The organism is Luteibacter sp. (assembly GCF_009912395.1).
Taxonomy (GTDB): Bacteria; Pseudomonadota; Gammaproteobacteria; order Xanthomonadales; family Rhodanobacteraceae; genus Luteibacter.
This window is the reverse complement of the sequence record NZ_WNDO01000011.1, coordinates 114,145-138,187: the sequence shown is the minus strand read 5'-3', so window position 1 is coordinate 138,187 and position 24,043 is coordinate 114,145. Positions and strand designations below refer to the sequence as shown.

Annotated in this window: 22 protein-coding genes; 10 read left to right on the top strand and 12 right to left on the bottom strand. The window is 65.1% G+C overall.

The genetic code is table 11. The features are described 5' to 3' along the window. Window positions 1-2: 2 nt before the first annotated feature. Both rplU and GAK28_RS11940 read right to left on the bottom strand, forming a co-directional pair. On the bottom strand, window positions 3-317 hold the full coding sequence (rplU, locus tag GAK28_RS11945; RefSeq protein WP_291779063.1) for a 50S ribosomal protein L21: 315 nt from the start codon (window positions 315-317) through the stop codon (window positions 3-5). Window positions 318-527: 210 nt separating this feature from the next. Then, entirely contained in the window at window positions 528-1,028 is a 501-nt protein-coding gene (locus GAK28_RS11940; RefSeq protein WP_291779061.1) for a DUF2059 domain-containing protein, read from the bottom strand. A gap of 194 nt (window positions 1,029-1,222) precedes the next feature. Between GAK28_RS11940 and uvrA the strand changes: the two genes are divergently transcribed. From uvrA to GAK28_RS11920, 4 genes are all read left to right on the top strand, one after another. Then, window positions 1,223-4,156, top strand: a complete 2,934-nt coding sequence (uvrA, locus tag GAK28_RS11935) for an excinuclease ABC subunit UvrA (protein WP_291779059.1) — start codon at window positions 1,223-1,225, stop codon at window positions 4,154-4,156. After that, the gene (locus GAK28_RS11930; protein ID WP_291779057.1) at window positions 4,153-4,575 is read left to right on the top strand and encodes a thioesterase family protein; all 423 of its coding nucleotides are present in this window, start codon (window positions 4,153-4,155) and stop codon (window positions 4,573-4,575) included. The genes uvrA and GAK28_RS11930 overlap by 4 nt, the downstream gene beginning before the upstream one ends. Before the next feature lie 133 nt (window positions 4,576-4,708). Beyond that, window positions 4,709-6,184, top strand: a complete 1,476-nt coding sequence (locus GAK28_RS11925) for a DUF4139 domain-containing protein (protein WP_291779055.1) — start codon at window positions 4,709-4,711, stop codon at window positions 6,182-6,184. A gap of 138 nt (window positions 6,185-6,322) precedes the next feature. After that, complete coding sequence (locus GAK28_RS11920) at window positions 6,323-7,078, top strand: enoyl-CoA hydratase/isomerase family protein (RefSeq protein WP_291779053.1); 756 nt, start codon at window positions 6,323-6,325, stop codon at window positions 7,076-7,078. Between the two features lie 41 nt (window positions 7,079-7,119). Here the strand turns inward: GAK28_RS11920 and GAK28_RS11915 are convergent, their stop codons facing one another. Continuing rightward, window positions 7,120-8,049, bottom strand: coding sequence for a Nudix family hydrolase (locus tag GAK28_RS11915; RefSeq protein WP_291779051.1), 930 nt, complete (start codon window positions 8,047-8,049; stop codon window positions 7,120-7,122). Beyond that, window positions 8,046-8,534: a dihydrofolate reductase gene (locus tag GAK28_RS11910; RefSeq protein WP_291779048.1), complete on the bottom strand. Its 489-nt coding sequence runs from the start codon at window positions 8,532-8,534 to the stop codon at window positions 8,046-8,048. The genes GAK28_RS11915 and GAK28_RS11910 overlap by 4 nt, the downstream gene beginning before the upstream one ends. Before the next feature lie 260 nt (window positions 8,535-8,794). On the opposite strand from GAK28_RS11910, the gene GAK28_RS11905 reads away from it, so the two are divergent. Together GAK28_RS11905 and GAK28_RS11900 are read left to right on the top strand one after the other, a co-directional pair. After that, window positions 8,795-10,105 carry an ABC transporter permease gene (locus GAK28_RS11905; RefSeq protein ID WP_291779045.1) on the top strand — a complete coding sequence of 437 codons (1,311 nt, stop codon included), beginning with the start codon at window positions 8,795-8,797 and terminating at the stop codon, window positions 10,103-10,105. A gap of 4 nt (window positions 10,106-10,109) precedes the next feature. Beyond that, on the top strand, window positions 10,110-11,348 hold the full coding sequence (locus tag GAK28_RS11900) for an FtsX-like permease family protein (protein ID WP_291779042.1): 1,239 nt from the start codon (window positions 10,110-10,112) through the stop codon (window positions 11,346-11,348). A gap of 4 nt (window positions 11,349-11,352) precedes the next feature. Here the strand turns inward: GAK28_RS11900 and GAK28_RS11895 are convergent, their stop codons facing one another. After that, window positions 11,353-11,970: an ArsR family transcriptional regulator gene (locus tag GAK28_RS11895; RefSeq protein WP_291779039.1), complete on the bottom strand. Its 618-nt coding sequence runs from the start codon at window positions 11,968-11,970 to the stop codon at window positions 11,353-11,355. A 140-nt stretch (window positions 11,971-12,110) separates the two neighbouring features. Here GAK28_RS11895 and GAK28_RS11890 point away from each other — a divergent pair, with 140 nt between their 5' ends. After that, window positions 12,111-13,091 carry a catalase family peroxidase gene (locus tag GAK28_RS11890; protein WP_291779036.1) on the top strand — a complete coding sequence of 327 codons (981 nt, stop codon included), beginning with the start codon at window positions 12,111-12,113 and terminating at the stop codon, window positions 13,089-13,091. A 6-nt stretch (window positions 13,092-13,097) separates the two neighbouring features. On the opposite strand, the gene GAK28_RS11885 is transcribed toward GAK28_RS11890, so the two are convergent. Continuing rightward, the gene (locus GAK28_RS11885; protein WP_291779033.1) at window positions 13,098-13,697 is read right to left on the bottom strand and encodes a TetR/AcrR family transcriptional regulator; all 600 of its coding nucleotides are present in this window, start codon (window positions 13,695-13,697) and stop codon (window positions 13,098-13,100) included. 119 nt (window positions 13,698-13,816) lie between these two features. Between GAK28_RS11885 and GAK28_RS11880 the strand changes: the two genes are divergently transcribed. Next, on the top strand, window positions 13,817-14,683 hold the full coding sequence (locus GAK28_RS11880) for an alpha/beta hydrolase (protein WP_291779030.1): 867 nt from the start codon (window positions 13,817-13,819) through the stop codon (window positions 14,681-14,683). Window positions 14,684-14,697: 14 nt separating this feature from the next. Here the strand turns inward: GAK28_RS11880 and GAK28_RS11875 are convergent, their stop codons facing one another. The 4 genes from GAK28_RS11875 to GAK28_RS11860 all read right to left on the bottom strand — a co-directional run bounded on the left by GAK28_RS11875 (window position 14,698) and on the right by GAK28_RS11860 (window position 18,538). Further along, window positions 14,698-15,753: an aldo/keto reductase gene (locus GAK28_RS11875; RefSeq protein WP_291779027.1), complete on the bottom strand. Its 1,056-nt coding sequence runs from the start codon at window positions 15,751-15,753 to the stop codon at window positions 14,698-14,700. A gap of 75 nt (window positions 15,754-15,828) precedes the next feature. After that, entirely contained in the window at window positions 15,829-17,412 is a 1,584-nt protein-coding gene (locus tag GAK28_RS11870; RefSeq protein WP_291779024.1) for an MFS transporter, read from the bottom strand. After that, window positions 17,405-17,851 (bottom strand): MarR family winged helix-turn-helix transcriptional regulator, encoded by a 447-nt coding sequence (locus GAK28_RS11865; RefSeq protein WP_291779022.1) that lies wholly within the window; start codon window positions 17,849-17,851, stop codon window positions 17,405-17,407. The genes GAK28_RS11870 and GAK28_RS11865 overlap by 8 nt, the downstream gene beginning before the upstream one ends. 108 nt (window positions 17,852-17,959) lie before the next feature. Continuing rightward, on the bottom strand, window positions 17,960-18,538 hold the full coding sequence (locus GAK28_RS11860; protein WP_291779019.1) for a TetR/AcrR family transcriptional regulator: 579 nt from the start codon (window positions 18,536-18,538) through the stop codon (window positions 17,960-17,962). A 236-nt stretch (window positions 18,539-18,774) separates the two neighbouring features. Here GAK28_RS11860 and GAK28_RS11855 point away from each other — a divergent pair, with 236 nt between their 5' ends. Further along, window positions 18,775-20,202, top strand: coding sequence for an amidase (locus GAK28_RS11855; protein ID WP_291779016.1), 1,428 nt, complete (start codon window positions 18,775-18,777; stop codon window positions 20,200-20,202). A 51-nt stretch (window positions 20,203-20,253) separates the two neighbouring features. On the opposite strand, the gene GAK28_RS11850 is transcribed toward GAK28_RS11855, so the two are convergent. Continuing rightward, complete coding sequence (locus GAK28_RS11850) at window positions 20,254-21,048, bottom strand: thymidylate synthase (protein WP_291779013.1); 795 nt, start codon at window positions 21,046-21,048, stop codon at window positions 20,254-20,256. 12 nt (window positions 21,049-21,060) lie between these two features. Next, a complete protein-coding gene (gene lgt, locus GAK28_RS11845; protein ID WP_291779010.1) occupies window positions 21,061-21,888 on the bottom strand; it encodes a prolipoprotein diacylglyceryl transferase in 828 nt (275 codons plus the stop codon). A gap of 146 nt (window positions 21,889-22,034) precedes the next feature. Between lgt and GAK28_RS11840 the strand changes: the two genes are divergently transcribed. Continuing rightward, window positions 22,035-24,008 carry a S9 family peptidase gene (locus GAK28_RS11840; protein ID WP_291779007.1) on the top strand — a complete coding sequence of 658 codons (1,974 nt, stop codon included), beginning with the start codon at window positions 22,035-22,037 and terminating at the stop codon, window positions 24,006-24,008. Window positions 24,009-24,043 lie beyond the last annotated feature (35 nt).

Sequence of the window (24,043 nt, the reverse complement as noted above, 5' to 3'; positions counted from 1 at the left end):
ACTCAGGCGTTGATGCCCGTGATCTCGATTTCGGTGTAATGCTGACGGTGTCCCTGCGTGCGCTTGTAGTGCTTGCGACGACGGAACTTGACGATGCGGATCTTATCGGCGCGGCCGTGGGCGCGAACCTTCGCGCTGACGGTGGCACCGGCGACCAGCGGGGCGCCGACGGTGATCGACTCGCCTTCGCCGACGAGGAGGACCTGGTCGAACGTGACGGTGGCGTCGACATCGGCGGTGAGCAGTTCGACGCGCAGGACTTCGCCCTGCATCACTCGGTACTGCTTGCCACCGGTCTTGATGACTGCGTAGCTCATGGTTGTTTCCTGGTTTATGTAGTTCTTCTTGGGTGTTGCTGGTGTTACGAACCGCGAATTATAGCGGGAGGGAAAAGGCAAGGTCAATCAGTTGGTTAAGACTGAGGACTGACAGGCGGCCCTGAACTCCGCACAAAAAATACCTTACAAATCAACATGTAGGAGCGCGCTTGCGCGCGATCGCGCGCAAGCGCGCTCCTACAAGGAGGGTTACTTCTTGGGTGCGGGTGCCGGGGCGGCGCCGGTCGCCGGGCACTGGCCCTGGGCGTTCAGGGTGCCCTGGCCCTGGAGCTGGGCGATCATCTGCTTGCCGCGCTCTTGGCCCCACTCCTTGCCGATCTGCATGCCCTCGGCCATGGTCGCGGGCATTTCGCGGATCACCTTCTGGCCGGTCGGGGTGGAATAGAACTTCAGCAGTTCATCGATTTCCTTGTCGGTGAAGTGCTTCTGGTAGACCGGCACCATGCGGCCGATCAGCTGATTGGTGGCGTTGGCATCCACGAAGCCCTGCCAGTAGCTGGCGGGGATGCACGGCAGCGCGTTCTGCATCACGCCGGCCATCTGGCTGTTCATCTGGCTGAGCATGCGCCCCATGCCCACCACGTCCATCAGTTTCCGCACCTGCTGCTCACTGGGCTGGGCCGCCATGGCCTGCCCCGCCGTACACATGGCCAGCACGAGGCCGGTCGCGATCCCTGTCCACTTGCGCATGGGTATGTCCTCTTCGGATGGGTGGTGCCCCTCCCCGGGGCCGGCTCATGGTAGCCGGGGCGGACGGCAACGGGTAATCCCCGGACAGAACCGCATCGGCCGCAAAAGGTTTGTGAGGGTACGTCACATATCGCCCACGGATAGGGGCTGGACACCCTTGCTATAGTCGTCGTTTCCCCCATCTTTGTCGGCACATGGACAGCATTCGCATCCGCGGCGCCCGCACGCACAATCTCAAGAACATCGACCTCGACCTGCCCCGCGACAAGCTCATTGTCATCACGGGGCTGTCCGGGTCCGGCAAATCGTCCCTCGCCTTCGACACCATCTATGCCGAAGGCCAGCGACGCTACGTCGAGTCCCTGTCCGCGTATGCGCGACAGTTTCTCTCGATGATGGAAAAGCCGGACGTGGACACGATCGAAGGCCTCTCGCCGGCCATCTCGATCGAGCAGAAGTCGACCTCCCATAACCCCCGCTCCACCGTCGGTACGATCACCGAGGTGTACGACTACCTGCGCCTGCTCTACGCGCGCGTCGGCACGCCCCGCTGCCCGACCCACGGCACGCCGCTGGAAGCCCAGACGGTCAGCCAGATGGTGGACACCGCCCTGGCCCTGGACGCCGACAAGCGCTGGATGCTCCTGGCGCCCGTGATCCGCGAGCGCAAGGGCGAGCACGTGCAGGTGTTCGAACAGCTGCGTGCCCAGGGCTTCGTGCGCGCCCGCGTGGACGGCGCGGTCTACGATCTCGATGCCGTGCCGCCGCTCACCCTGCGCCAGAAGCACACCATCGAGGCGGTGATCGACCGCTTCCGTCCGCGCGATGACATCAAGCAGCGCCTGGCCGAGTCCTTCGAGACCGCCCTGCGCCTGGGCGATGGCATCGTCATCCTCGTGGACATGGACGACGCGAAAGCGCCGGAACAGCTGTTCTCGTCGCGCTATTCCTGCCCGCTGTGCGATTACTCGCTGCCTGAGCTGGAGCCGCGCCTGTTCTCGTTCAACTCGCCGGTGGGCGCCTGCCCCACCTGCGACGGCCTGGGCGTCACCCAGGTGTTCGACCCGGCCCGCGTGGTGAACCATCCGGAGCTGAGCCTGGCCGGCGGCGCCATTCGCGGCTGGGACCGTCGCAACGCCTACTACTACCAGATGATCGTCTCGCTGGCGAAGTACTACGGCTTCGATCCCGAGACGCCCTGGCGCCAGCTGCCGAAGTCCGTGCAGAACGCCGTGCTCAACGGCTCGGGCAAGGACCTCATCCCGTTCCGCTACGTCACCGAACGCGGTGGCAAGGTCACCCGCGAACACAAGTTCGAGGGCATCCTGCCGAACCTCGAACGCCGCTACCGCGAGACGGAATCGGCCGCGGTCCGTGAAGAGCTGAGCCGCTACATCGCCGACCATCCCTGCCCCGATTGCGGGGGACAGCGCCTCAACCCTTCGGCGCGCAATGTCTTCGTGGCCGACAAGGCCATTCCGGAGCTGACCTCGCTGGCGATCGATGTGGCCCTCGACTTCTTCGCCAAGCTCAAGTTGGCCGGCTGGCGTGGCGAGATCGCGGTGAAGATCGTCAAGGAGATCCGCGAGCGCCTCACCTTCCTCAACGACGTGGGCCTGAACTACCTCACGCTCGACCGCCAGGCCGACTCGCTGTCCGGTGGCGAAGCGCAGCGCATCCGCCTGGCCAGCCAGATCGGCGCCGGCCTCGTGGGCGTGATGTACGTGCTCGACGAGCCGTCCATCGGCCTGCACCAGCGCGACAACGAGCGCCTGCTCGGCACCCTCACCCGCCTGCGCGACCTCGGCAACACCGTGATCGTGGTGGAGCACGACGAGGATGCCATCCGCGCGGCCGACCACATCCTGGATATCGGCCCCGGTGCCGGCGTGCATGGCGGCGACATCGTCGCCGAAGGCACGCTCGAGCAGGTGTTGAAGGCGCCGCGCTCGGTCACCGCCAAGTACCTCACGGGCGAGCGTGGCATTGAGGTGCCGAAGAAGCGCCGCGAAGCGCGCGACGGCCAGTGGATCGAACTGAAGGGCGCCACCGGCAACAACCTGAAGGACGTGGACGTCCGCATCCCCGTGGGCACGTTCACCTGCGTCACGGGCGTTTCGGGCTCGGGCAAGTCCACCCTGATCAACGACACCTTCTATCGCATCGCGGCGATGGAATTGAACGGCGCCAGCGAACAGCCGGCCCCGTACACGTCGATCGAAGGCCTCAACCTGTTCGACAAGGTCGTGGATATCGACCAGTCGCCGATCGGACGGACGCCGCGCTCGAACCCGGCCACGTACACCGGCCTGTTCACGCCGCTGCGCGAGCTGTATGCACAGGTACCGGAGGCGCGCTCGCGCGGCTACACGCCGGGCCGCTTCAGCTTCAACGTGCGCGGCGGTCGCTGCGAAGCCTGCGAAGGCGACGGCATGATCAAGGTGGAGATGCACTTCCTGCCGGACGTGTACGTGCCCTGCGATGTCTGCCACGGCAAGCGCTACAACCGCGAAACGCTGGAAGTGCTCTATAAGGGCCACACCATCGCCGACGTGCTCGACATGACGGTGGAGGACGCCTTCAAGCTGTTCGAGAACGTGCCGGTGATCGCCCGCAAGCTGGAAACCCTGCGCGCGGTGGGTCTGGACTACATCAAGCTCGGCCAGAGCGCCACGACGCTGTCCGGCGGCGAGGCGCAGCGCGTGAAGCTGTCGAAGGAGCTGTCCAAGCGCGACACGGGCAGCACGCTGTACATCCTCGACGAGCCCACCACCGGCCTGCACTTCCACGATATCGAGCAGTTGCTCGACGTGCTGCACAAGCTCGTCGAGCACGGCAACACCGTGGTGGTGATCGAGCACAACCTCGACGTCATCAAGACCGCCGACTGGCTCGTCGACCTCGGCCCCGAGGGTGGTGCCGGCGGTGGACGCATCCTGGTCAGCGGCACGCCGGAGACCGTGGCGACAACGAAGGCATCGCATACCGGCCGCTTCCTGTTGCCGCACCTGAAGCCGATCCGCACCGTCGCCAAGCCGACCAAGCCCGTCGCCACGAAGAAGGCGGCGACCAAGGCGGCTCCTGCCGCGAAGACCGCCAAGACCGCGAAGAAGAAAAAGACCGCATGAGCCACGACGACACGACCACGCCCAAGCCGTTGTTCATCACTCCGATGGACGTCCGCTGGCAGGACCTCGACGCCTACAACCACGTCAACAACTCCAACTACCTGGTGTATTTGCAGGAAGCCCGCTTGAAGTGGCTGCAGGACCTTCCGGGCAAGTGGTACAGCCCGGAGGCCGCACCCGTCATGGCGCACAGCGAGATCAACTACCGCCTGCCGATCGAATGGCCGGCCAACGTCGAGATCGAGCTGTACCTCAACCGCCTCGGCACCAGCTCGATGACCATCGGCCATCGCATCCTGGATGCCGACGACGCCACCCGCATCCACGCGGACGGCAGCGTCACCATGGTCTGGATCGACACGAAGACGGGGCGGCCGGTACCAGTGCCGCAGGCGGTCAAGGATGCGGTTGGCGCCTGAAGCCTTCCTGTAGGAGCGCGCTTGCGCGCGATGGGGGTTGCCGCAAGCCCCCATCGCGCGCAAGCGCGCTCCTACAGTATTCATCTCGCCTCGGTATGATCCCTGACACGGGCATCCAAGGAGAGAGAGAAACATGCTTCGTCGTCCCCTCACCCTGGCGATCGCCCTTGCGGTCGCCCTTCCCGCTTTCGCCGCCGACGAGCGCACCGCGCTCACCCTGTACCGCGCCGATAGCGACCAGCTTTTCGCCACCAATGGCGACGCCGTCTCGGGCGACGGTTATGCCGTCGTCCACGAACGGCGCGCCTTCAACCTCACGGGCGGCACCCAGGACCTCTCCATCGGCGGCCTGCCGTCCGCCCTGGACAGCGAGGCGCTCAGCCTGCGCTTTCCCGGCAAGGGCGCGCACGTCGTCTCGCAGCGCCTGCTGCTTGGCCAGGGCTTCGACGCCGCCGTGAACGGCCTGGTGGGTCACGACGTGACCGTCATCGGCAGCAGCGGGCAGCCCATTGCCAGTGGCAAGCTCGTCCACGGTGGCGATGCGCTGGTGCTGCGCGATCCGAACAACGGCACCAGCGTCGTCAAGGAGTACGCCGCGCTGCACGTCACCGACGCCGCCGAGATCGCCCGCGGCTCGACGCTGCAGGTGCGTGTCACCGGCGGCTCGGCGGGCCAGACCGCCGCCCAGCTCGACTACCCCACTTCGGGCCTCGGCTGGCGTGGTGCGTATGTCGCCACCCTCGCGCCGGGCAACACCTGCCGCATGAGCTTCGACGCGTCGGCGAGCATCGCCAACCGCAGCGGTCGCGACTGGAAGGACGTGTCGCTCAAGCTCGTGGCAGGCGACGCCAACCGCGCCAAGGCCGCGCCGCAGCCGAAGATGTTCATGGCCCGCGCCATGGCCGCACCCGCGCCCATGGCGGCGGGGATGGAAGACGCGATGCCCGAGCAGGCCACGCTGGGTGACCTGCGCACCTACTCGCTGCCGACCGCCGTGGATCTGCCCGACGGCAGCGTCACGCAGACGCCGCTCTACGACAGCCGCACGATCGATTGCGAGCGCGAATCCATCTACGACGCGAACGGCGGCATGGGCTATATCCCGCCGCGCCCGCGCATGGAGCGCGAGATGGGCCTGCCCAACAGCACGCCCGTCGTGTCGCGCGTGAGCTTCAAGGCGTTCGACAGCCTGCCCGCCGGCTATGTTCGCGTGCTCACCGCCGACCGCGACGGCAACGCGGAACTGCTCGGCGAAGGCCGCATCGACGACACGCCGAAGAACAAGCAGGCCATCGTCACCCTCGGCAACGCGTTCGATCTTCGCGCCACACGCGAACAGACAGCGTTCACGGCCAGCGCGCCCGAACATCGGATCGACGAAAGCATCCGCCTGACTTTCACCAATGCCGGCAAGGACGCGCGCGTCGTCACCGTGCATGAGCATCCGAATCGCTGGCGTGCGTGGACGGTCACCTCCTCGTCGATCAAGCCGACGAAGACCAACCCGGAACAGCTGGAATTCAAGGTGACTGTCCCCGCAGGAGGCACCGCCACGCTGGATTATTCGGTGCGCTACACCTGGACAGACAACGATCTTTCAAAGGATTGATCGGCGTTTGACGATCACTGGCCCGCATGGCGTGCTCCGCCTTGTGGGCCAGCTACTGCCGGATCGGACGCTGAAGCGACTCCCATGACCTCCGATGGGCGGTCATAATGGCTTTCCATCCTCCATCCGGACAGGTCCATGCTCGATATCCTTCCTCACGACGGCGGCATCCACGAAATCCGCATGGCGCGTCCGCCGGTGAACGCGCTGGACCTCGCCCTGGTGAATGCGCTGCGTGACGCGGTCGAATCCGCACCGGCCAACGGTGCGCGCGGCATCGTGCTGTCGGGTACGCAAGGGATGTTCTCGGCGGGTGTCGATGTCCCTTCCCTGCTGCAGAAAGACCACGCCGGCGTCGCCGACTTCTGGAACGCCTTCTTTGCCCTGTGCGGCGCCATCGCCGCGTCGCCGATCCCCACCGTGGCGGCGATCACCGGGCATAGCCCGGCCGGTGGCGCGGTGCTGTCGCTGTTCGCCGATTACCGCATCATGGCGCACGGCGTCTACAAGATCGGCCTCAACGAGGTGCAGGTCGGCATGGCCATTCCGGAGCCGATCCAGTTCGCGATGCGTCGACTTGTCGGCCCGCATCGCGCCGAGCGCCTGCTCGTTGCCGGTGCCATGGTCGACGCCGAGCAGGCCCATGCGATCGGCCTGGTCGACGAACTGGCCACCGTAGAACAGGTAGTGACGCGTGCCGTGCTATGGCTGGGCGACATGCTGAAGCTGCCGCCGAAGGCGATGCTTGGCACGCGCGCCATCGCGCGAGCGGATCTGGTCAAGGTCTGGGGTGATACCGAAGGACTGCTCGATCCGTCGTTTATCGACGCGTTCTTCTCGGACGAAACGCAGGCGGTATTGAAGGCGCTGGTCGCCAAGCTCAAGGCCAAGTGATGTAGGAGCGCGCTTGCGCGCGATCGCACGCAAGCGCGCTCCTACAGGAAGCCTCGAATGCCGGCGATACCTTGTCCCGCGTGCATCCGCGCGTCGAACACGTCGCTCGGCCCCACGCCGCCCAAGGCGAACACCGGCAGCGACGCCGCCTCGGCCAGGCGCGCGAAGCGTGGCCAGCCCAGCGGTTCGGCGCCCGGATGGCTGGCGGTCGGCATCACCGGGGACAATGTCGCGAAATCGCAGCCCAGCGACGATGCCAGGGCCAGTTCGTCTGCGTCGTGGCAGGACGCGCCCACCCATTGGGTCCACGGCAGCGGGCGCTCGCGCAGCCCGCGCAATTGATCCGACGAAAGGTGCACGCCCAGTCCGAGCGTACGTGCCGTATCGATATCGCGATTGAGCAGCAATGACGCGCCAAAGCGTTCGATATCCGGCAGCAGGCTCGCGATCGCCTCGCGGCTCGTCGCCAGCGATGCATGCGGAACGCGCCATTGCAGCAGGCGCTCGCCACGCGCCAGCGCCACGCGCACCCGCGTGCACGCTTCCTCGACGGAAACGTCCGACGGCGTGATCGGGTAGTGCTCCGGCAACTTCAACGCGGCGAGGATGGGTCGATCGGCCGGGGCAAGCATGGCCGGATCGATATCGGCGGGAAGGCGCCAGTCGATGGCGGCAGCGTCGAGCGCGGCGGGTTCGCCACGCCATGCGCGCGCCACGATGGCTTCCAGGCACATGCCCTTCTCGCCATAGGACCAGGGCACGCGAATCAGGGGCTCGAAGGACAAGGGCTCGACGGCGATGCCGAGTTCTTCGTCCAGCTCGCGCACAAGGGCGCTATCGGGCGACTCGCCCGGCTCCAGCTTGCCACCGGGAAACTCCCACATGCCCGCCAGGTGCTTGCCTGGCGGACGCTGGGCGATGAGGATGCGGCCGGCCCCGTCCACGAGGACGCCGGCGACGACATGCATCATCCGTTGTAGACGTACTTGACCATGTCGAAGGAATGCGGATGGTCCTTGTCCTTCGCGTGATGGACGCGCGAGACCTCGGTCCAGTGCTTGAAGTCGACGCCCGGGAAGAACACGTCGGCCCCTTCGAACGCGTGGTAGACGTAGGTCAGGTAAAGCTCGCGGGCATACGGCAGAGCCTCGCGATACACCTCGCCGCCGCCGATGACCATCAGGCTGGTATGGCCGCAGCTGGCCTGGGCCTCGGCGACCGAGCGCACGGTGATCTGGCCGGGGTACGGCGCCTCGCCCTTGCGCGAGAGCACGTAGTTCACCCGGTTGGGCAAGGGCTTGCCGATCGATTCGGCGGTCTTGCGGCCCATGAGGACGGCCCGTCCCGTCGTCAGCTCCTTGAAGTACTTCAGGTCGTCCGGTAGATGCCAGGGCAGGTTGCCCTTCTTGCCGATGGCAAAGTTTTCGTCGAGCGCGGCAACCAGGTGAACGGCCATGGAACTTCCTTCGCAAAATGGGGACGGTACGAACCGACATGGGGACGGTGCGCTGCGGATAGTAGTCCTCCGCGTCCTGAGACGGAACTAACAATTGTTTAAGTTGAAATGGGGACGCGACAGGAGCACGGGTCGTCCGCCTGTCCGACGGACGCTGTCCGCGGACAGGGTCCCGCCAGCGCATGAACCCCGAAAACACCTCATCAGTCAGTGGCACAGCCCTTGCTTACCAGGTTCCAAGGAAACAGGGAGGCACCTCGATGTTCGCCTATTACGCCCAACTCGGCTTTCGCAGTCTCAAACGCAATCCGGTCCTCACGGCGCTGATGATCGTCGTGATCGCCGTGGGCGTGGCGGCAGCCATGACCTGCTACGCCGTGTTCCGGGCTACCTCAGGCGACCCCATCCCGCAGAAGTCGTCGCAGTTGTTTATCGCGCAGATCGACAACTACGGCCCCGATCCCGACGATCCCAGCGGCGAGCCCCTGCCCTGGATCACCTGGCGTGACGCCACCGCCTTGTACCAAGCGCACAAGGCGCCCCGCCAGACCGCGCTCTATCCGGTGGGCGGCTCCGTGGTCTTCGACCGCCCCGGGCAGTTGGCATGGCCTGTTCGCGGTTACGCCGTGCAAACCGACATGTTTCCGATGTTCGACGTGCAGTTCCTCTACGGGGGACCCTGGTCCTCAGCGGACGACCAGGCCGAGGCACGCGTCGTCGTCATCAGCCAGGACCTCAACGATCGCGTCTTCGACGGTGCCAACAGCGTCGGGCGCGAGATCAATCTCGACGGCACGCTCTTCCGCGTCGTCGGCGTCTCCCGTCGCTGGACCGCCCGTCCACGCTTCTTCGACCTGGATGCGGAGAATGGCTTCGGCGACATGGGCGACATGTACATGCCTTTCGGGCGTGCCATCACCGACGGGCGATGGCCCGATGGCGGAAATGTATGTAATCGCTCCTACCAACCGGGCTGGCAGAACTTCGTCCACTCCGAATGCGTGTTCATCAGCTTCTGGGCCGAACTGCCTGATGCCGCCAGCGCGGCGGCCTATCGGCAATACCTCGTCGATTATTCCAACGCGCAGAACCGCAGCGGCCGTTTCCACTGGGAGCCCAACGTACGCTTACGCGACGTGATGTCGTGGCTCGCCTACCGGCAGGTCGTCCCTCTCGAGGCTCGCATGGGCATGGTGATCGCCTTCGCCTTCCTGGGCATTTGCCTGATCAACGTGGTGGGCCTGCTGCTGGCGAAATTCATGCGTCGCGCCGGCGAGATCGGCGTACGTCGGGCACTGGGCGCATCCCGCCGGGCGATCTATGCGCAATTCCTGTTCGAGGCGGGCGTCGTCGGCCTGGCCGGCGCGTTACTTGGCGTGATCCTTACCGGTGTGGGCACGCTATGCCTTGGCCTGGTATTCAGCCCAGTGGTGGCCGATCTGGCCCGCATGAGTCCTGCCTTGCTCGGTATCACCATCGTCGTGGCGCTCGCCAGCACCCTGCTCGCCGCGTTCTATCCCACCTGGCGCGCGTCCCGCGTGCAGCCAGCATGGCAACTCAAGGCAGGCTGACACCATGGACATGCCTATCCGCCCCATCCTTTCCACCCTGCGCCACCACAAGGCCGGTGCGATGCTCATCGCCGCCCAGTTGGCCCTGACCCTCGCGGTGGTATGCAACGCGTTGTTCGTAATCCACGGACGCCTGGACCGCATGTCCCGCGAGACCGGCATCGCCGAGTCCGACATCATGATGGTCAACAACCGATGGGTGGCGCCGCTCAGTGACATACCGGCCCGGCAATCCGCGGACATCGCCACCGTACGCGCCCTGCCGGGTGTCGCCGACGCCTTCATTACCAACGCCATGCCACTCGTCGGCGCCAGCTGGCAAAGCGGTATTCGCCGCACGCCGACCGGCCCGAATATCGAATCGCGCGGTATTCCCATCATGTTCGTCGATGAGCACGCCGTGCCCACGCTGGGCGTGAAACTCGTCGAGGGCCGCAATTTTCGACCCGAGGAAGTCACGAGGATATCCGAGTCGGGCTCGCCCGACGCCGCCGCCATCATCGTCACTCGCACGCTCGCCCGAAAGGCCTTCCCAGACGGAGGTGCCCTGGGCAAGCAGATCTACATCGGCTCCATCGGCGCACGTCCGAGCACGATCATCGGCATCGTGGACCGCCTGCATTCGCCCCAGGTCTTCGCGACCAACGACGATCACTGGCAGGACGTGATCCTGGCCCCGATGCGCATGACCACCAAGGGCGGATTCCTCGTGGCGCGGGCCCAGCCCGGCCAGCTTCCCGCGTTGATGAAGCGCATTCCCGAAGCCTTGAAAGCCGCGAGCACGCAACGAGTGATTCCCCAGCCCCACGGCGTGCTGAGCTTCACGGATTTGCGGCAGCTGGCGTTCCGCGGCGATCGCGGACTCGCCTGGATGCTCGGGGGCATCAGCGTCGTCCTGCTGCTGGTCACAGCGGCAGGCATCGTCGGCCTCACCAGCTTCTGGGTCGGCCAGCGACGCCGTCAGATCGGCATCCGACGTGCGCTGGGCGCGACACGTCGCGACATCCTGCTCTACTTCCTGACCGAGAACGGACTCATCGCGATCGCGGGGATCGCCGTCGGCATCATACTGGCCCTGGTGCTCAACCGCTGGATGATGAGCCAGTTCGAGATCAGCCGTTTGAACATGTTCTATCTCGCAGGCGGCATCCTGGGCCTGCTCGGCCTGGGTCAGCTGGCCGTGCTGGCACCGGCGATACGTGCCTCGCACGTGCCGCCGGTGGAGGCCACGCGCACCATCTGATGCGTCAGGCTACCGGGAGGTCCGTGCGGATGAAGTACTGGCAGATCAACCGGTCTTCGCGCAGGCAGTACTCACTGGCCGGACATCCCGTCGCTTCCGAGAAAAAGGCGGCCATGGCCTCACAGACGCACGGCTCCTCGCGGACGGCACCGCCTACCGGGCAGCTGTAGTTGCGAACCATGATGCCGCCCGGCTGGGGCACAGCCTCGGTGCTGGCACCCAGCGCATCGACCATCGCCATGGCCTTGCGCAAACGGCTGTCGAAGTCGCGAGGCCCGGTATCGTCCAGCGATGCCGCAAGACCTCGCCCCGCCTTTTCCAGGATGTCGCGCAATGTCTCCGGACCGGACGTGGCCTTGGTCGCGGACAGGACCGCCAGCAGGACAGCACGATAGGCGGCGGACGCAATGTCCTCGCTGCCGGGCGCGGCCTCGAACGTCGAAGGCGGTTTACCGACGACGCCACGTTCCTTCTGCGTTCCCCGGCGAACCAGCCCCTCCGCTTCCAGCTGCTTCAGCTGCACGTTGACCGCGTTCCGGGTGACGCCCAGGCGCTCGCAAAGTTGCGCCACGGTAAGCGGTTGCCGTCTCAACAGGTCGAGGATGTCGCTCTTGGTGCTCACGGTACCGGGGTGGCGGCGGATGACCCGGGACTATAGCCCAGCACGCCCGTGGGAGGCCAAATCACTAATAATGCTAATTCATATTGTCGTTATTATCAAAAGGAACTAAGGTGGGCCACCTTCCCGACCCGGAGCCACCCGTGCGCCCCTCCATCCCGCTGACCGCCCTCGCCCTGATCCTGTCCAGCCAGGTCCACGCCCAGCCGCAGGCCACCGCCCCCACATCCCGCCCCGAACAACTCGTCGATGCCCTCAATGGGGTCTTCGGAAAGCACGCCGCCCGCGCCGTCCACGCCAAGGGCATCGTGCTCGAGGGAAGCTTCACCCCCTCGCCGGAGGCCGCCGGGATCAGCAAGGCGCCGCACTTCCTGGCCAAGGTTCCGGTCACCGTCCGCTTCTCCGACTTCGCGGGCATCCCCACCATCCCCGATAACGATACGATGGCGAACCCGCGAGGCCTGGCGATCAAGTTTCATCTGCCGAACGGCTCGGCGAGCGACATCGTCGCCCACTCGTTCAACGGCTTCCCCTCGCCGACGGCCGACGACTTCCGCCAGTTGCTTATTGCGATCGGCACCAGTGGTCCGGGTACGGCCAAGCCGACGCCGTTGGATACCTATCTCGCCGGCCACCCGGCCGCGAAGACCTTCCTCACCGCACCCAAGCCGACACCCATCAGCTTCGGCACGCTGCCCTACTACGGCGTCAACACGTTCAAATACACGAACGCCTCGGGCGGCATCACGTATGGCCGCTACCAGTTCCTGCCGTTGGCAGGCGAACACTACGTCGCCGATGCGAAGGTGGCCGGACTGGCACCGAACTTCCTGGCCGATGAAATTCGCCAGCGCGTCGCGAAAGGTCCGGTGAAGTTCAAGCTGATGCTCCAAGTCGCCGCGCCGGGCGACAAGCTGGACGACCCGTCCATCACGTGGCCGAAGCAGCGCCGCCTCGTGGAGCTGGGCACGATTTCCGTGGAGAAGACCGTGGCCGATAACGACGCCGCGCAGAAAGCCTTGCTGTTCCTGCCCAATGCGCTTCCCGACGGCATCGCGCCCGCCGATCCGATGATCGATGCACGGTCAGCCGCTTACCCGGTGTCGTTCGGCCGTAGGCAGTGACGCCCGTCAGGGCCGCAGCAGGGTTTCGATCAAGGGCGACAGCACGCGCCATGCCGAAGGCAATGAGGTCGTGAGCAGTTGCCGGTCGATGGAAAGCAATGCATAGCCATGGGCGGCGCTCCATGCGAGCGCCGTCCGTTCTTCGAGGAACACGTCGTCCGGCGATTGCCCATGTCGGGCGATCCAGGCGTCGCGGATGGCTTCGCGCAGGCGTCCCAGCGCCGCGCTGGCCGCTTCGCGCAGACGGGGCGACTCGCCCGCGCCACGATCCGTTCCCAGCATCAGGCGGAACTGTTGCGGATGGGTCGTTGCGAAACGGATGTACCCCAGCCCACAGCCGGGAAGTCGATCGCCGGCACGCTCGATCTCTTCATCCATGATCACGGCCATGCGCTCGTAGCCATCGGCCGCCACTTCGATGAGCAGGCCTTCCAGCGATCCGAAATGATGCGCGGGGGCGGCGTGCGATACACCCGCACGACGGGCGCATTCGCGCAGGGAAAGTCCTCGAACGCCGGCCTCTCCCACCATGTCCCAGGCGGCGCGACGCAACGCGCCCGGGAGATCTCCATGGTGATAGCGAGAGGAAGGACAGCTATCGGACATTGACGATTCCATGCATGACGTGCGGCGAGTGGAGCATATGATCTTGACGCTGACAAGATCAGGGTGCCAGACTGAATCTTGACACTGTCAAGTCACCCACCTCCCCACGACTCCCCGCCGTGAAAAAGACTTTCCGCAAGCTCCAGCTGGCCCTCGCACGCGCCTATTTCGGCACGGCCAGCCGCCTCGCCCCCGGCCCCACCGGCCGCGCCCTCGCCCGTCGTTTCGTCACCCCCGACAAAGCCGGCCGGCAACGCGCCAGCGAAGCCCTGACCCAGGTCAGGGACATGCAGCGTGGCGAGCTCACCATGGGCGACCAGCGCGTCACCACCTATACCTGGGGCGATCCCGGCAGCCAGCCGTTCGTGCTGATCGGCCACGGCTGGTCGAGCTTCGGCCTGCGCTTCGCCGCCTGGGTGCCCCGACTTCGTGCCATGGGCTACGCGGTGGTCTCGTTCGACCAGCCCGGCCATGGACTGAGCGAGGGCAAGGTCAGCTCGATGCCGCACTTCATCAACATGCTGCGCATCGTGGGCAGGCATTTCGGTCGCCCGGCCGCCTACATCGGTCACTCGCTGGGCGCGATGTCGATCGCCTTCGCGGAAGAATCCGACTGGCGTCCGGAACGCTTCGTGCTGCTGGCGCCGCAAGCCACGCCGGTCAACGGCGTGTGGCGCGCGTTCCGCATGCTGCGCGTGTCGCCACGCGTGTTCCCGCATTTCGAAAACTGGCTGCGCGACCTCACCGGCACCCGGCGCTTCACTGACTTCAACGCCGAGCACAAGGTGCCACACATCGATCGCCCCGCCCTGGTCATCCACGATCGCCTCGATCGCGAGACGCCGTGGGAGGAAGGCTCCCGCTATGCCAGTCTGTGGCCCGGAGCACGCCTCATGACGACCGAAGGTCTCGGCCATAACCGCATGGTCGACCATGTGTCGGTGATCGACGCGTCGCTGGATTTCGTGGGCAGAGCCGCCGCATAACGAAGCCGCTTCGATCACGCGGGAGGGACAACCGGAAGATCGACGCGTTCCGGCTGTCCTCCAAGCAGCTTGGGCACCATGCTTGCGTTGACGTCGTAAGGTGCCCCGAGCGCGGGCTGGCTGACATCGTCAAGCCGCGCCAGGATGTCAGCTGGAAGCGTCACATCGAGTGCCCGGAGGTTGTTGTCCAGTTGCTCGACGGTGCGGGGGCCGATGATGGGCAGCACGGACGTCGGCGATCGACGCGCCTTCGCCAGAATCCAGGCAAGCGACACCTCCGCCGCGCTGATGCCCAGACGTTCCGCGCTGTCCACGACCGCATTGAGGACGGCCGAGTCCCGCTGCGACCGTTCTGTCCGGATCACGCGTCCAAGACCCTGCAATCGACCTTGCTCGCCAGCGCGATACTTGCCCGTAAGCAAGCCACCCGCGAGAGGCGACCATAGCAGCGCCGCCAGGCCCAGGGCCTCGGCCATCGGCAGCAATTCGACGTCGCCACTGCGCTCGATCAAGCTGTACTCGTACTGGATGGCCACCAGGGGAGCCCATCCTCGCAGGTCGGCAAGAAGCGCCGCCCTGGATACGCGCCACGCAGGAAAGTTGGAAACCCCTGCATAAAGGATCTTGCCGGCACGAACGAGATCGTCCAGACCCCGGAGAATTTCCTCGAACGGGGTGACGTTATCGCAATGGTGCACCCAGTAGAGATCGATACGATCCGTCTTCAGGCGCCGGAGCGACTGCTCGACCGAATAGATCATGTTCTTTCGGCTGTTGCCGGTAAGACTGAGCGACGGCTCTTTCGCGGCGCCACCGCTGTACTTGGTCGCAAGAACGATGTCGTCGCGAATCGGTGCAATGAAGTCGCCCAACACCGACTCGGATTGTCCGAACTGGTAGCCATCGGCGGTGTCCAGGAAATTACCGCCAGCGGCAAGGTACCGATCGAAAACACGGCGAGCCTCCGCGGGCGCGGAGCCATAACCCCATTGCTCGCCGAACAGCGCCACGCCAAAGGCCATCTCGGAAACCCGCAAGCCCGAGTGCCGACCAAGTAATTTGTAACGCATCATCTATCTCCAAAGCCGGATAGTCCGCTCGAAGAGCCGGGCACATGCCACGGGATCAGCGGGTGACAGACCGTTCTATTCCATGACCGGCATCGCCTCGACAGCGGCCCCTCGCGCAACGGGCGCCGTATCGACAGCCTGGACGAGCATGAAGGTCAGCACGGCACTGACGGACGCTACGATGGCTGCGACGAGACTCGCGTCGCCGAAACCGCCGGCGAATGCCGTCGATGCAGCCGAATGGATCCTCAGTTGAATGGAGCGATCCAGCGTCTCGATCACGCCATGCAGGTCGCCGGATGCCACGCGCTTCGCTGCGCGGGCCACGAGATCCGGCGCCAGCCCTTGAATCGCCCCCGATGACAGGAAGCGCCTGACGACACCCATCGACAGGACTGCGCCCGTAACCGCCACGCCGAGTAGCAGACCGACGAAACGCGTGGTGGCGGAAATGCCGGACGCCATTCCAGCTCGCTGGGCGGGCACGGCCCCCTGCATCACCTTGGCGGTCTCGCTGTTGAGCAGGCCTGCACCGATACCCGCGACCAACATGCCGCATGCGAAGACCGGATAGGTGACGTGAGTGGAAGCAAAGACGCTCAGGGCGAGGTTGCCAACGGTCGTGACGACCAGGCCTACGGTAAGCAGCGTCCTTCCGGAGTACCGCGAACCCAGGCTGGCGCCAAGGCGGGGCGTAAGGAACATGGGCAACGCGAAGGGAAGCATCGCAAGACCCGCCATCGCTGGCGTGAAGTCGTAGGCGTTCTGAAGCAGGAGCGGCAGGAAGAAGATCAACACCTGGGCACCGCCCGCGTAACCGACCATCGCGAACGCCGAGCCCAGGAACGTCCGCTGGCGAAACAGCGCGAAATCCACCATCGGGCGAACCTGTCGCGCCTCGATGAAGTAGAATGCGACGAGAACCGCGCACGCGATCGTCAGGCGCACCACGATGACTTCACTGGTCCAACCGGCGTTGTTACCGTCGATCAGGGCCCAGATAAGAAAGAAAAGGCCCACGCTGAAAGAAAAGATGCCCGCGTAATCCAGACGCTTCGCTTCATGGTCGGCGGATTCCTCGACCACCTTGCAGGCCACGATGAACAACACGGTACAGATGGGCAGGTTGAGCAAAAACGCCCAGCGCCACCCGAACAACGTCGTGATGACGCCGCCGATGATCGGTCCGCACGTAATCGCAACACCGAGGCATGCACCCCAGAACGCGTACGCCTTCGCGCGTTCGGTACCGACGAACGTGTGGTTGATGACCGCCAGCGACGCCGTGAGCAACAAACTCGCTCCGACGCCCTGCAATGCCCTGGACAGGTTCAGCATCAGCGCAGACGTCGCCAGACCGCAAAGCGCGGAGGCCAGGGTAAAGATGCCGATGCCGATCAGCATGGCCAATTTCCGGCCGTGCTTGTCGGCATAGGACCCGGCCGCCAGTAACAGCGCCGCGAACGCGAGGATATAGGCGCTGACGACCCATTCGATCTCCGCGAACGAGGCGCCCAGCGAACGGGCGATGGACGGCAGCGCCACGGCCACGATGTTCGAGTCGAGCATGATCAGCGACGACACCAGGCCCATCGTGATCAGGATCAGCGACTTCTTCCTGCCGCCTTCGGAGGCAACGATTCGTTCGGGCTTAGTCATTGGCGTTGGCGATCGACAGGAGCTGGGAACGAAGCAGCGACGCCTCGTCGACCCCGAAACTACGCTCGAAGGTTTTCTGCGCCTGCAACCAGTACACCTTCGACTCCGCAAGCTTGGCCTTGCCCGCCGGGGTCAGGCCGACCAGCTTGCTTCGACGATCGACGTCGGACGGGCGCACGCTGACGTATCCCTCTCGTTCAAGAGGGCGAAGATTCCGGGCGATGGTGGTCCGGTCCATCACCAGGTAGTGCGCCAGCTCCCAGAGCGTGGGCGCCTGATCGCCCCATCGGGCGATTTCGGCCAGGATCGTGTGCTGGCTGGAGCCCAGGCCGGAGGGCGCCAGGGCTTCGTCGTACAGCCTGGACACACGTCGTGATGCCTTGCGCAGCGCGCCACAGTTGCAGGACGACTCTTCACGCTGTCGAACGGAGGTGGTCATGGGATTCCAGATACGTGCATATGCGCCTAATTGAAATTAAGCGTATATGCACGTATTTCCACTGTCAATCACTCCCGGATGTCAGATCGGACGATCGTCAACAGGCGCCTACGGTGGCGGCAACAGGCCGGCGGCCTGGTAGCTCTTGATCAGCGTGTCGTAAAGCTTGATGTCCGACCGTCCGCGCGCCATCAGCTGGGCACCCGCCACCGCGGCGAAGATGGCGTGAGCCCTCTTTTTCGCGTCCCTGGAACCGACAACGCCAGCCTCAAGCAAGGTCTTGCCCAACCAGTCGACGTTGACCTCGTTGAAGCGCTCGATTTCGCTCATCACCGTACCGGGAAGGTCATCAGACTCCGCCGTCATGAAACTGCACAGGCACATGCGATTGTCGTTCTCGAGCGCCTTGCGGAACGTTCCCGGGTATTTCCGCAGGCGCTCGGTGGGATCGGGCGTCCTCGACGTCAGCGCGTCGAGGCCAGCCGCCGCATCCTCCCAATAGCGTCGGGCGACGGCGGTGGCCAGGTCGGCCTTGCTCGGAAAATGGTGATAGAGGCTTGCCGCCTTGATACCCACCTGTTCCGCAAGCGCGCGCAGGTTCAATCCACCATAGCCATGCGCCTGGGCGATCTTCGTCGCGGCATCCAGGATCGCATCCCTGGAATTCCTGCCAGTTGGGTTTTCCACGAACCATGCCCTCGTTGAATGGAGCCCATCCCATGTGGGAGGGCCCATGCATTGACTGACGAGTGGCCTCGACCAGTGTCCGCGTGACGACATTCTCTCAAAAGCCAGGGCACAGGCCAAACCCGGACACAAAAAAAAGCGTTGACGAGCCCATGAAATGACGACTATCTTTCGCCTAACAAACGTTAGGTAGTCCAGCGCCTCGATTTGTTACCCCTCTCCCTTCGAGACATCCCATGACCAACGAACTTGTCCACCAGGACGCCACGCGGCTTGCCGAACTGATTCGCACGAGGAAAGTGTCCCCCGTCGAAGTCATGCAGGCGCATCTTGATCGCATCGAGATGACGAACCCGCACATCAATGCCGTCGTCACGATCTCCGACGACGCCATGAAAGCGGCGCGACATGCCGAGGCCCGCGTCATGGCCGGCGACGCATTGGGGCCGTTGCACGGCGTGCCCTTCACCGCCAAGGATTCGTACGACGTGGCCGGCGTGCTGACGCAACTGGGATCACCCATCTTCAAGGGCCGTATTCCCGACACCGACGCGACGGGTATCGCACGCATGAAGAGCGCGGGTGGGATCCTCCTGGCCAAGACCAATCTTCCCGAGTTTTCCTTCTGGATCGAAAGCGACAACCTGCTTTCCGGCCGAACGGTGAACCCCTGGAACCGCGACCGCTCACCGGGCGGCTCCAGCGGAGGCGAGTCGGCCGCGGTCGCGGCAGGCATGTCGCCGCTGGGGCTCGCGACCGACATCGCCATTTCGGTTCGCGGGCCGGCCGCCCTGACCGGCGTGGTGGGCCTCAAGGCGACCCACGGACGCATTCCCATGACAGGTGTCTGGCCGCGGGTGCCACGTCGTTTCTGGCATGCAGGTCCGATCGCGCGTTCTGTACGCGACGTCGCCCTGGCCTACGCGTTGCTGGCGGGGCCGGATGGCGCGGACGGCCACTCCACCACTCCGATCGCGGTGGACACGGGCGTCGGCGCGACGCCGGGCCGACCGCTACGTGTCGGCTGGCTCGTGGAACCAGGCTTCGGGCTCGTGGACGCGGACGTCGCTGCCACCGTCCAGGCGGCAGCCGAAGCGCTCAGGAGTGCGGGCGTCGCCGTGGAGCCCGTCCGTATTCCCGTGCTCGAGGACATCAATGCGCTCGAGGTGCTCTGGCAAATCCAGGCGATGGAAACCAAGCCCGCTTTTCGCCAGGTGACCGCAGGACACGAAGATCTCGTCTACAAGCATGTCCAGGCCGTCTTCGACACCCCCGACACCTCGATCGAAGACTTCGTCATCGCCGAACAGAAGATCGAACGGATGCGCGACGGCTTCGCCGAATATTTCCAACGCTACGATGCCCTGCTCTGCCCCGTAACGCCGGTGGCCGGACACGGCCACGACGCCGCCGAGTTCGTCATCGGCGGACAAACCGTGTTCTCATTGCATGTCATGGATGCCACTGCACCGTTGAACGTCACCGGCCTGCCCGGACTCTCGCTGCGATTCGGTACCAGCCACGAGGGCCTTCCCATCGGCGTGCAACTGGTGTCGCCCTGGTTCGCGGAGTCCACCCTCCTGCACCTGGGTGCCCTGCTGGAGAGCATGAGTCCGGTCCGCGACCTGCACCCGAGCCTCGCGAACATGGGTATCCCGTCGTAACGACGGCCGCGCCACGGGTCGGGAGACCTCCCGATCCGTGGCGGAGTAGCCTCAAACAGCGACCGGCGCCTTGATGGCCGGATGCGGATCGTAGTCGACGATGGACACGTCTTCGAAACGGAAATCGAAGATGGATGCCACGTCGGGATTCAACACCAGCTTCGGCAACGTGCGCGGTTCACGCGTGAGCTGTTTCTCCGCCTGTTCGATGTGGTTCGAATACAGGTGGGCATCGCCCAGCGTATGCACGAAGTCACCCGGCTCCAGGCCGGTGACCTGCGCGATCATGTGGGTGAGCAGCGCGTAGCTGGCGATGTTGAACGGCACGCCGAGGAAGATATCGCCCGAGCGCTGGTAGAGCTGGCAGGACAGCTTGCCGTCCGCCACATAGAACTGGAACATCGTATGGCACGGCATGAGCGCCATCTTGGGCAGCTCGCCGACGTTCCATGCCGAGACGATAAGACGGCGCGAATCCGGGTTGCGCTTGATCTCGTCCACCACCCAGGCGATCTGGTCGACTACCTTGCCGTCGGCCGTGGGCCACGCGCGCCACTGGCGGCCGTAGACCGGGCCCAGGTCGCCGTTGGCATCGGCCCATTCGTCCCAGATGCTGACCCCGTTTTCCTTCAGGTAGGCGATGTTGGTATCGCCCTGCAGGAACCAGATCAGCTCGTGCACGATCGAGCGCAGGTGCAGCTTCTTCGTGGTGACGAGCGGAAAGCCCTTCGACAGGTCGTAGCGCATCTGCCAGCCGAACACGCTGCGCGTGCCGGTGCCGGTGCGGTCCGACTTGACCGTGCCGTGGTCGAGGACGTGGCGGAGAAGCTGGAGGTAAGGCTGCATGGGCTGACGATATCAGTTCGTTGTCGCGGCCGGCTGGGCGACAGGCGCGTAAGGCGCCCGGCGCGACATGGCTAGCAACAGGATGCCCACGGCGATCAGCGGCAGCGACAGGATCTGGCCCATCGTGACCCAGCCAAAGGCCAGGTAACCCAGCTGCGCGTCCGGCACGCGGACGAACTCGATGGTGAAGCGGAAGATGCCGTAGAGCAGCGCGAACAGGCCCGACACCGCATAGCGACGGCGCGGCTTCATCGAGAAGATCCACAGCACGGTGAACATCACCACGCCTTCCAGCGCGAACTCGTAGAGCGGGTTCGGGTGGCGCGGCAGCGCGTCGGGCGCGTTCGGGAAGATCATGCCGATGGGCAGGTCGGTGGGCTTGCCCCACAGCTCGCCGTTGATGAAGTTGCCCAGGCGTCCCAGGCCCAGGCCCAGAGGGACCAGCGGCGCCACGAAGTCCACGGTGTCGAAGAATTTCACGCCGTTGCGCTTGGACCACCATAGGCCAGCCACCAGCACGCCGAGCAGGCCGCCGTGGAAGGACATGCCGCCCGTCCAGACCCGGAACAGGGCCAGGGGGTCGGTCCAGATCCAGTCGATGGCCGTGTAGAACAGCATGTAGCCGACGCGGCCGCCGATCACCACGCCCATCATGGCGTAGAACATGAGGTCGCCGAAGCGATCCGAATTGACCGGCAGGCGCCCCTTGCGGCGGCGATACTCGCCCAGCGCCCAGCCCCCCAGGAAGCCCCCGAGGTACATCAACCCGTACCAGTGGACTTCGATCGGCCCCAGCGAGAAGGCGACCAAATTGAATTTGACGACGAACGGGGAATCCATGGGCAGACCAGATCGGAACAGGCGGCAAGTGTAGCGCCTCGCCCCGGCGTCCCGCCGCCTTGCCCGGAAACGGCGAATCGGCTATATCCGAGGCCTGCGCCATCCGGGGGGATGGCGCCTCAAGGACGTAACCAGGGGAAACACATATGACGTATCGCGTCGCACGGCCGTTGCTGGCCGCGCTCGGGCTTGCCGTATCCATGGCCAGCGCCGCCGACATCATTCCCGTCGCCGACTTTGCCCGGCGGGCGCCGTTGACCTCGCCGCGACTATCGCCGGACGGCAAGTTCCTGTCGGTGATCTATCACGACCCGGACGGCAAGAATCACGGCATGGCGATCTACGCCGTGGACGACATGAGCCAGCCCAGGTCGCTCATCCGCATGCCACCCTACGAGCTCCCGGCCGCGATGGCCTGGGTCAGCCCGACGCGCATTGTCGTGGCCCGCGGCAAGCAGGACGGTTCCATCGGCAGCACCCGTTACACGGGCGAGCTGATGTCCGTTGACATGGACGGCAAGAACCCCGATTACCTCTACGGTTTCGAGAACGTGGGTCGACGCTCAGGTACCCGCGCCACCGACCGGGGCTGGGGCGAGATCGAGGGCATTCCGCCGAAGGCCAACGGCCACTTCTATATGCGGACCACGTCGTGGACCGACCAGAACCGCAGCACCCTCTACGACGTGGATGCCACGAGCAGCACGCGCAGGCAGATAGCCGACATTGGGCTGGGCGACATGAGCTTCATGCTCGCCGAGGACGGCAGCCCGCGCTTCGCTTTCGGCACCGACGAGGACTACAAGTACGTGGTGTTCCATCGCGACGGCGCTGGCTGGACCAAGCTGGGCGTCGAGGTGACGGGACAGCGCTTCCGCCCCGTCGCCCAGGTATCGGGCAGTCAGCGCATCTATGCGAAGTACAGCCCCGACGGCAAGGGTGGCGAACTGGTCGAGCAGGACGAGGACGGTGGCAACCGTAAGCGGCTGGGTGGTGACGCCTTCAGCGACGTGACCTCGGGCGGCCTGTGGACGCCAGCCCCGCTGCGCCCGTTCGGCATCGTGCCGGAAACCGGCGTCCCCACGGTGACCTACTTCGACCAGAACGAAACCGTATCCAAACTGCACCGTGCGCTGTCGGCCAAGTTTCCCGGCAGTTTCGTGAGCTTCGTGGATTTCAGCGAAGACGGCTCGCAGTTGCTCTTCGCCGTGATGAGCGACCGTGATCCGGGCCGCTACATGCTGATCGACACGCACACGTACAAGGTGCGCAACCTGTTCGCCGTCGCGCCGTGGATGGACCCGGCGAAGATGTCCGAGCGCCGGTCGCTGCGCTTCAAGGCCAGCGACGGCATGGAGCTGGAGGCCATCCTGACCTTCCCGAAGGGCAAGGCGGAAACCGACCTGCCCATGGTGTTGCTGCCGCACGGCGGCCCGCACGGCATCTCGGACAGTTGGTACTACGACGAGGATGCGCAGTTCCTCGCCAACCGGGGCTACCTGGTGCTGCAGGTCAACTATCGCGGATCGGGCGGTCGCGGCAGCGCGTTCGAGCAGGCGGGCTGGCTCAAGTGGGGCACGCGCATCCAGGAGGACCTGATCGACGGCGTAAAGTGGGCCATCGGCCAGCACTATGCGGACTCAAAGCGCATCTGTGTCTACGGCGCGAGCTTCGGCGGCTACTCGGCGATGATGACCGCCGCCCGTGCGCCCGACCTGTTCAAGTGCGCCGTGGGCTACGCCGGCATCTACGACCTGGACATGATGTACAACAAGGGCGACATCAAGACACGCAAGACCGGCCGCAGCTACCTCACCACGGTGATCGGCCGCGACGAGGCCGACCTGGCCGCCAACTCCCCCACCCACCTGGCCGACAAGATCACGATCCCGGTGCTGCTGGTGCATGGCGAAGACGACGAGCGCGCCCCGTTCGCCCAGTTCAAGGCCATGAAGGCCGCCTTTGACGCCGCGCACAAGCCCTACGAGACCCTGACCAAGTCAGGCGAGCGCCATGGCTTCGTCAAGCCGGAGAACGTCGAGGAGTTCTATACGAAACTTCAGGCCTTCCTCGACCGGAACATCGGCACCTCGACCGGAAACACCCCCGCCGCGCCCTGACTTCCGCCCAAGACAGTTGCCGCACCCCCGCCGGC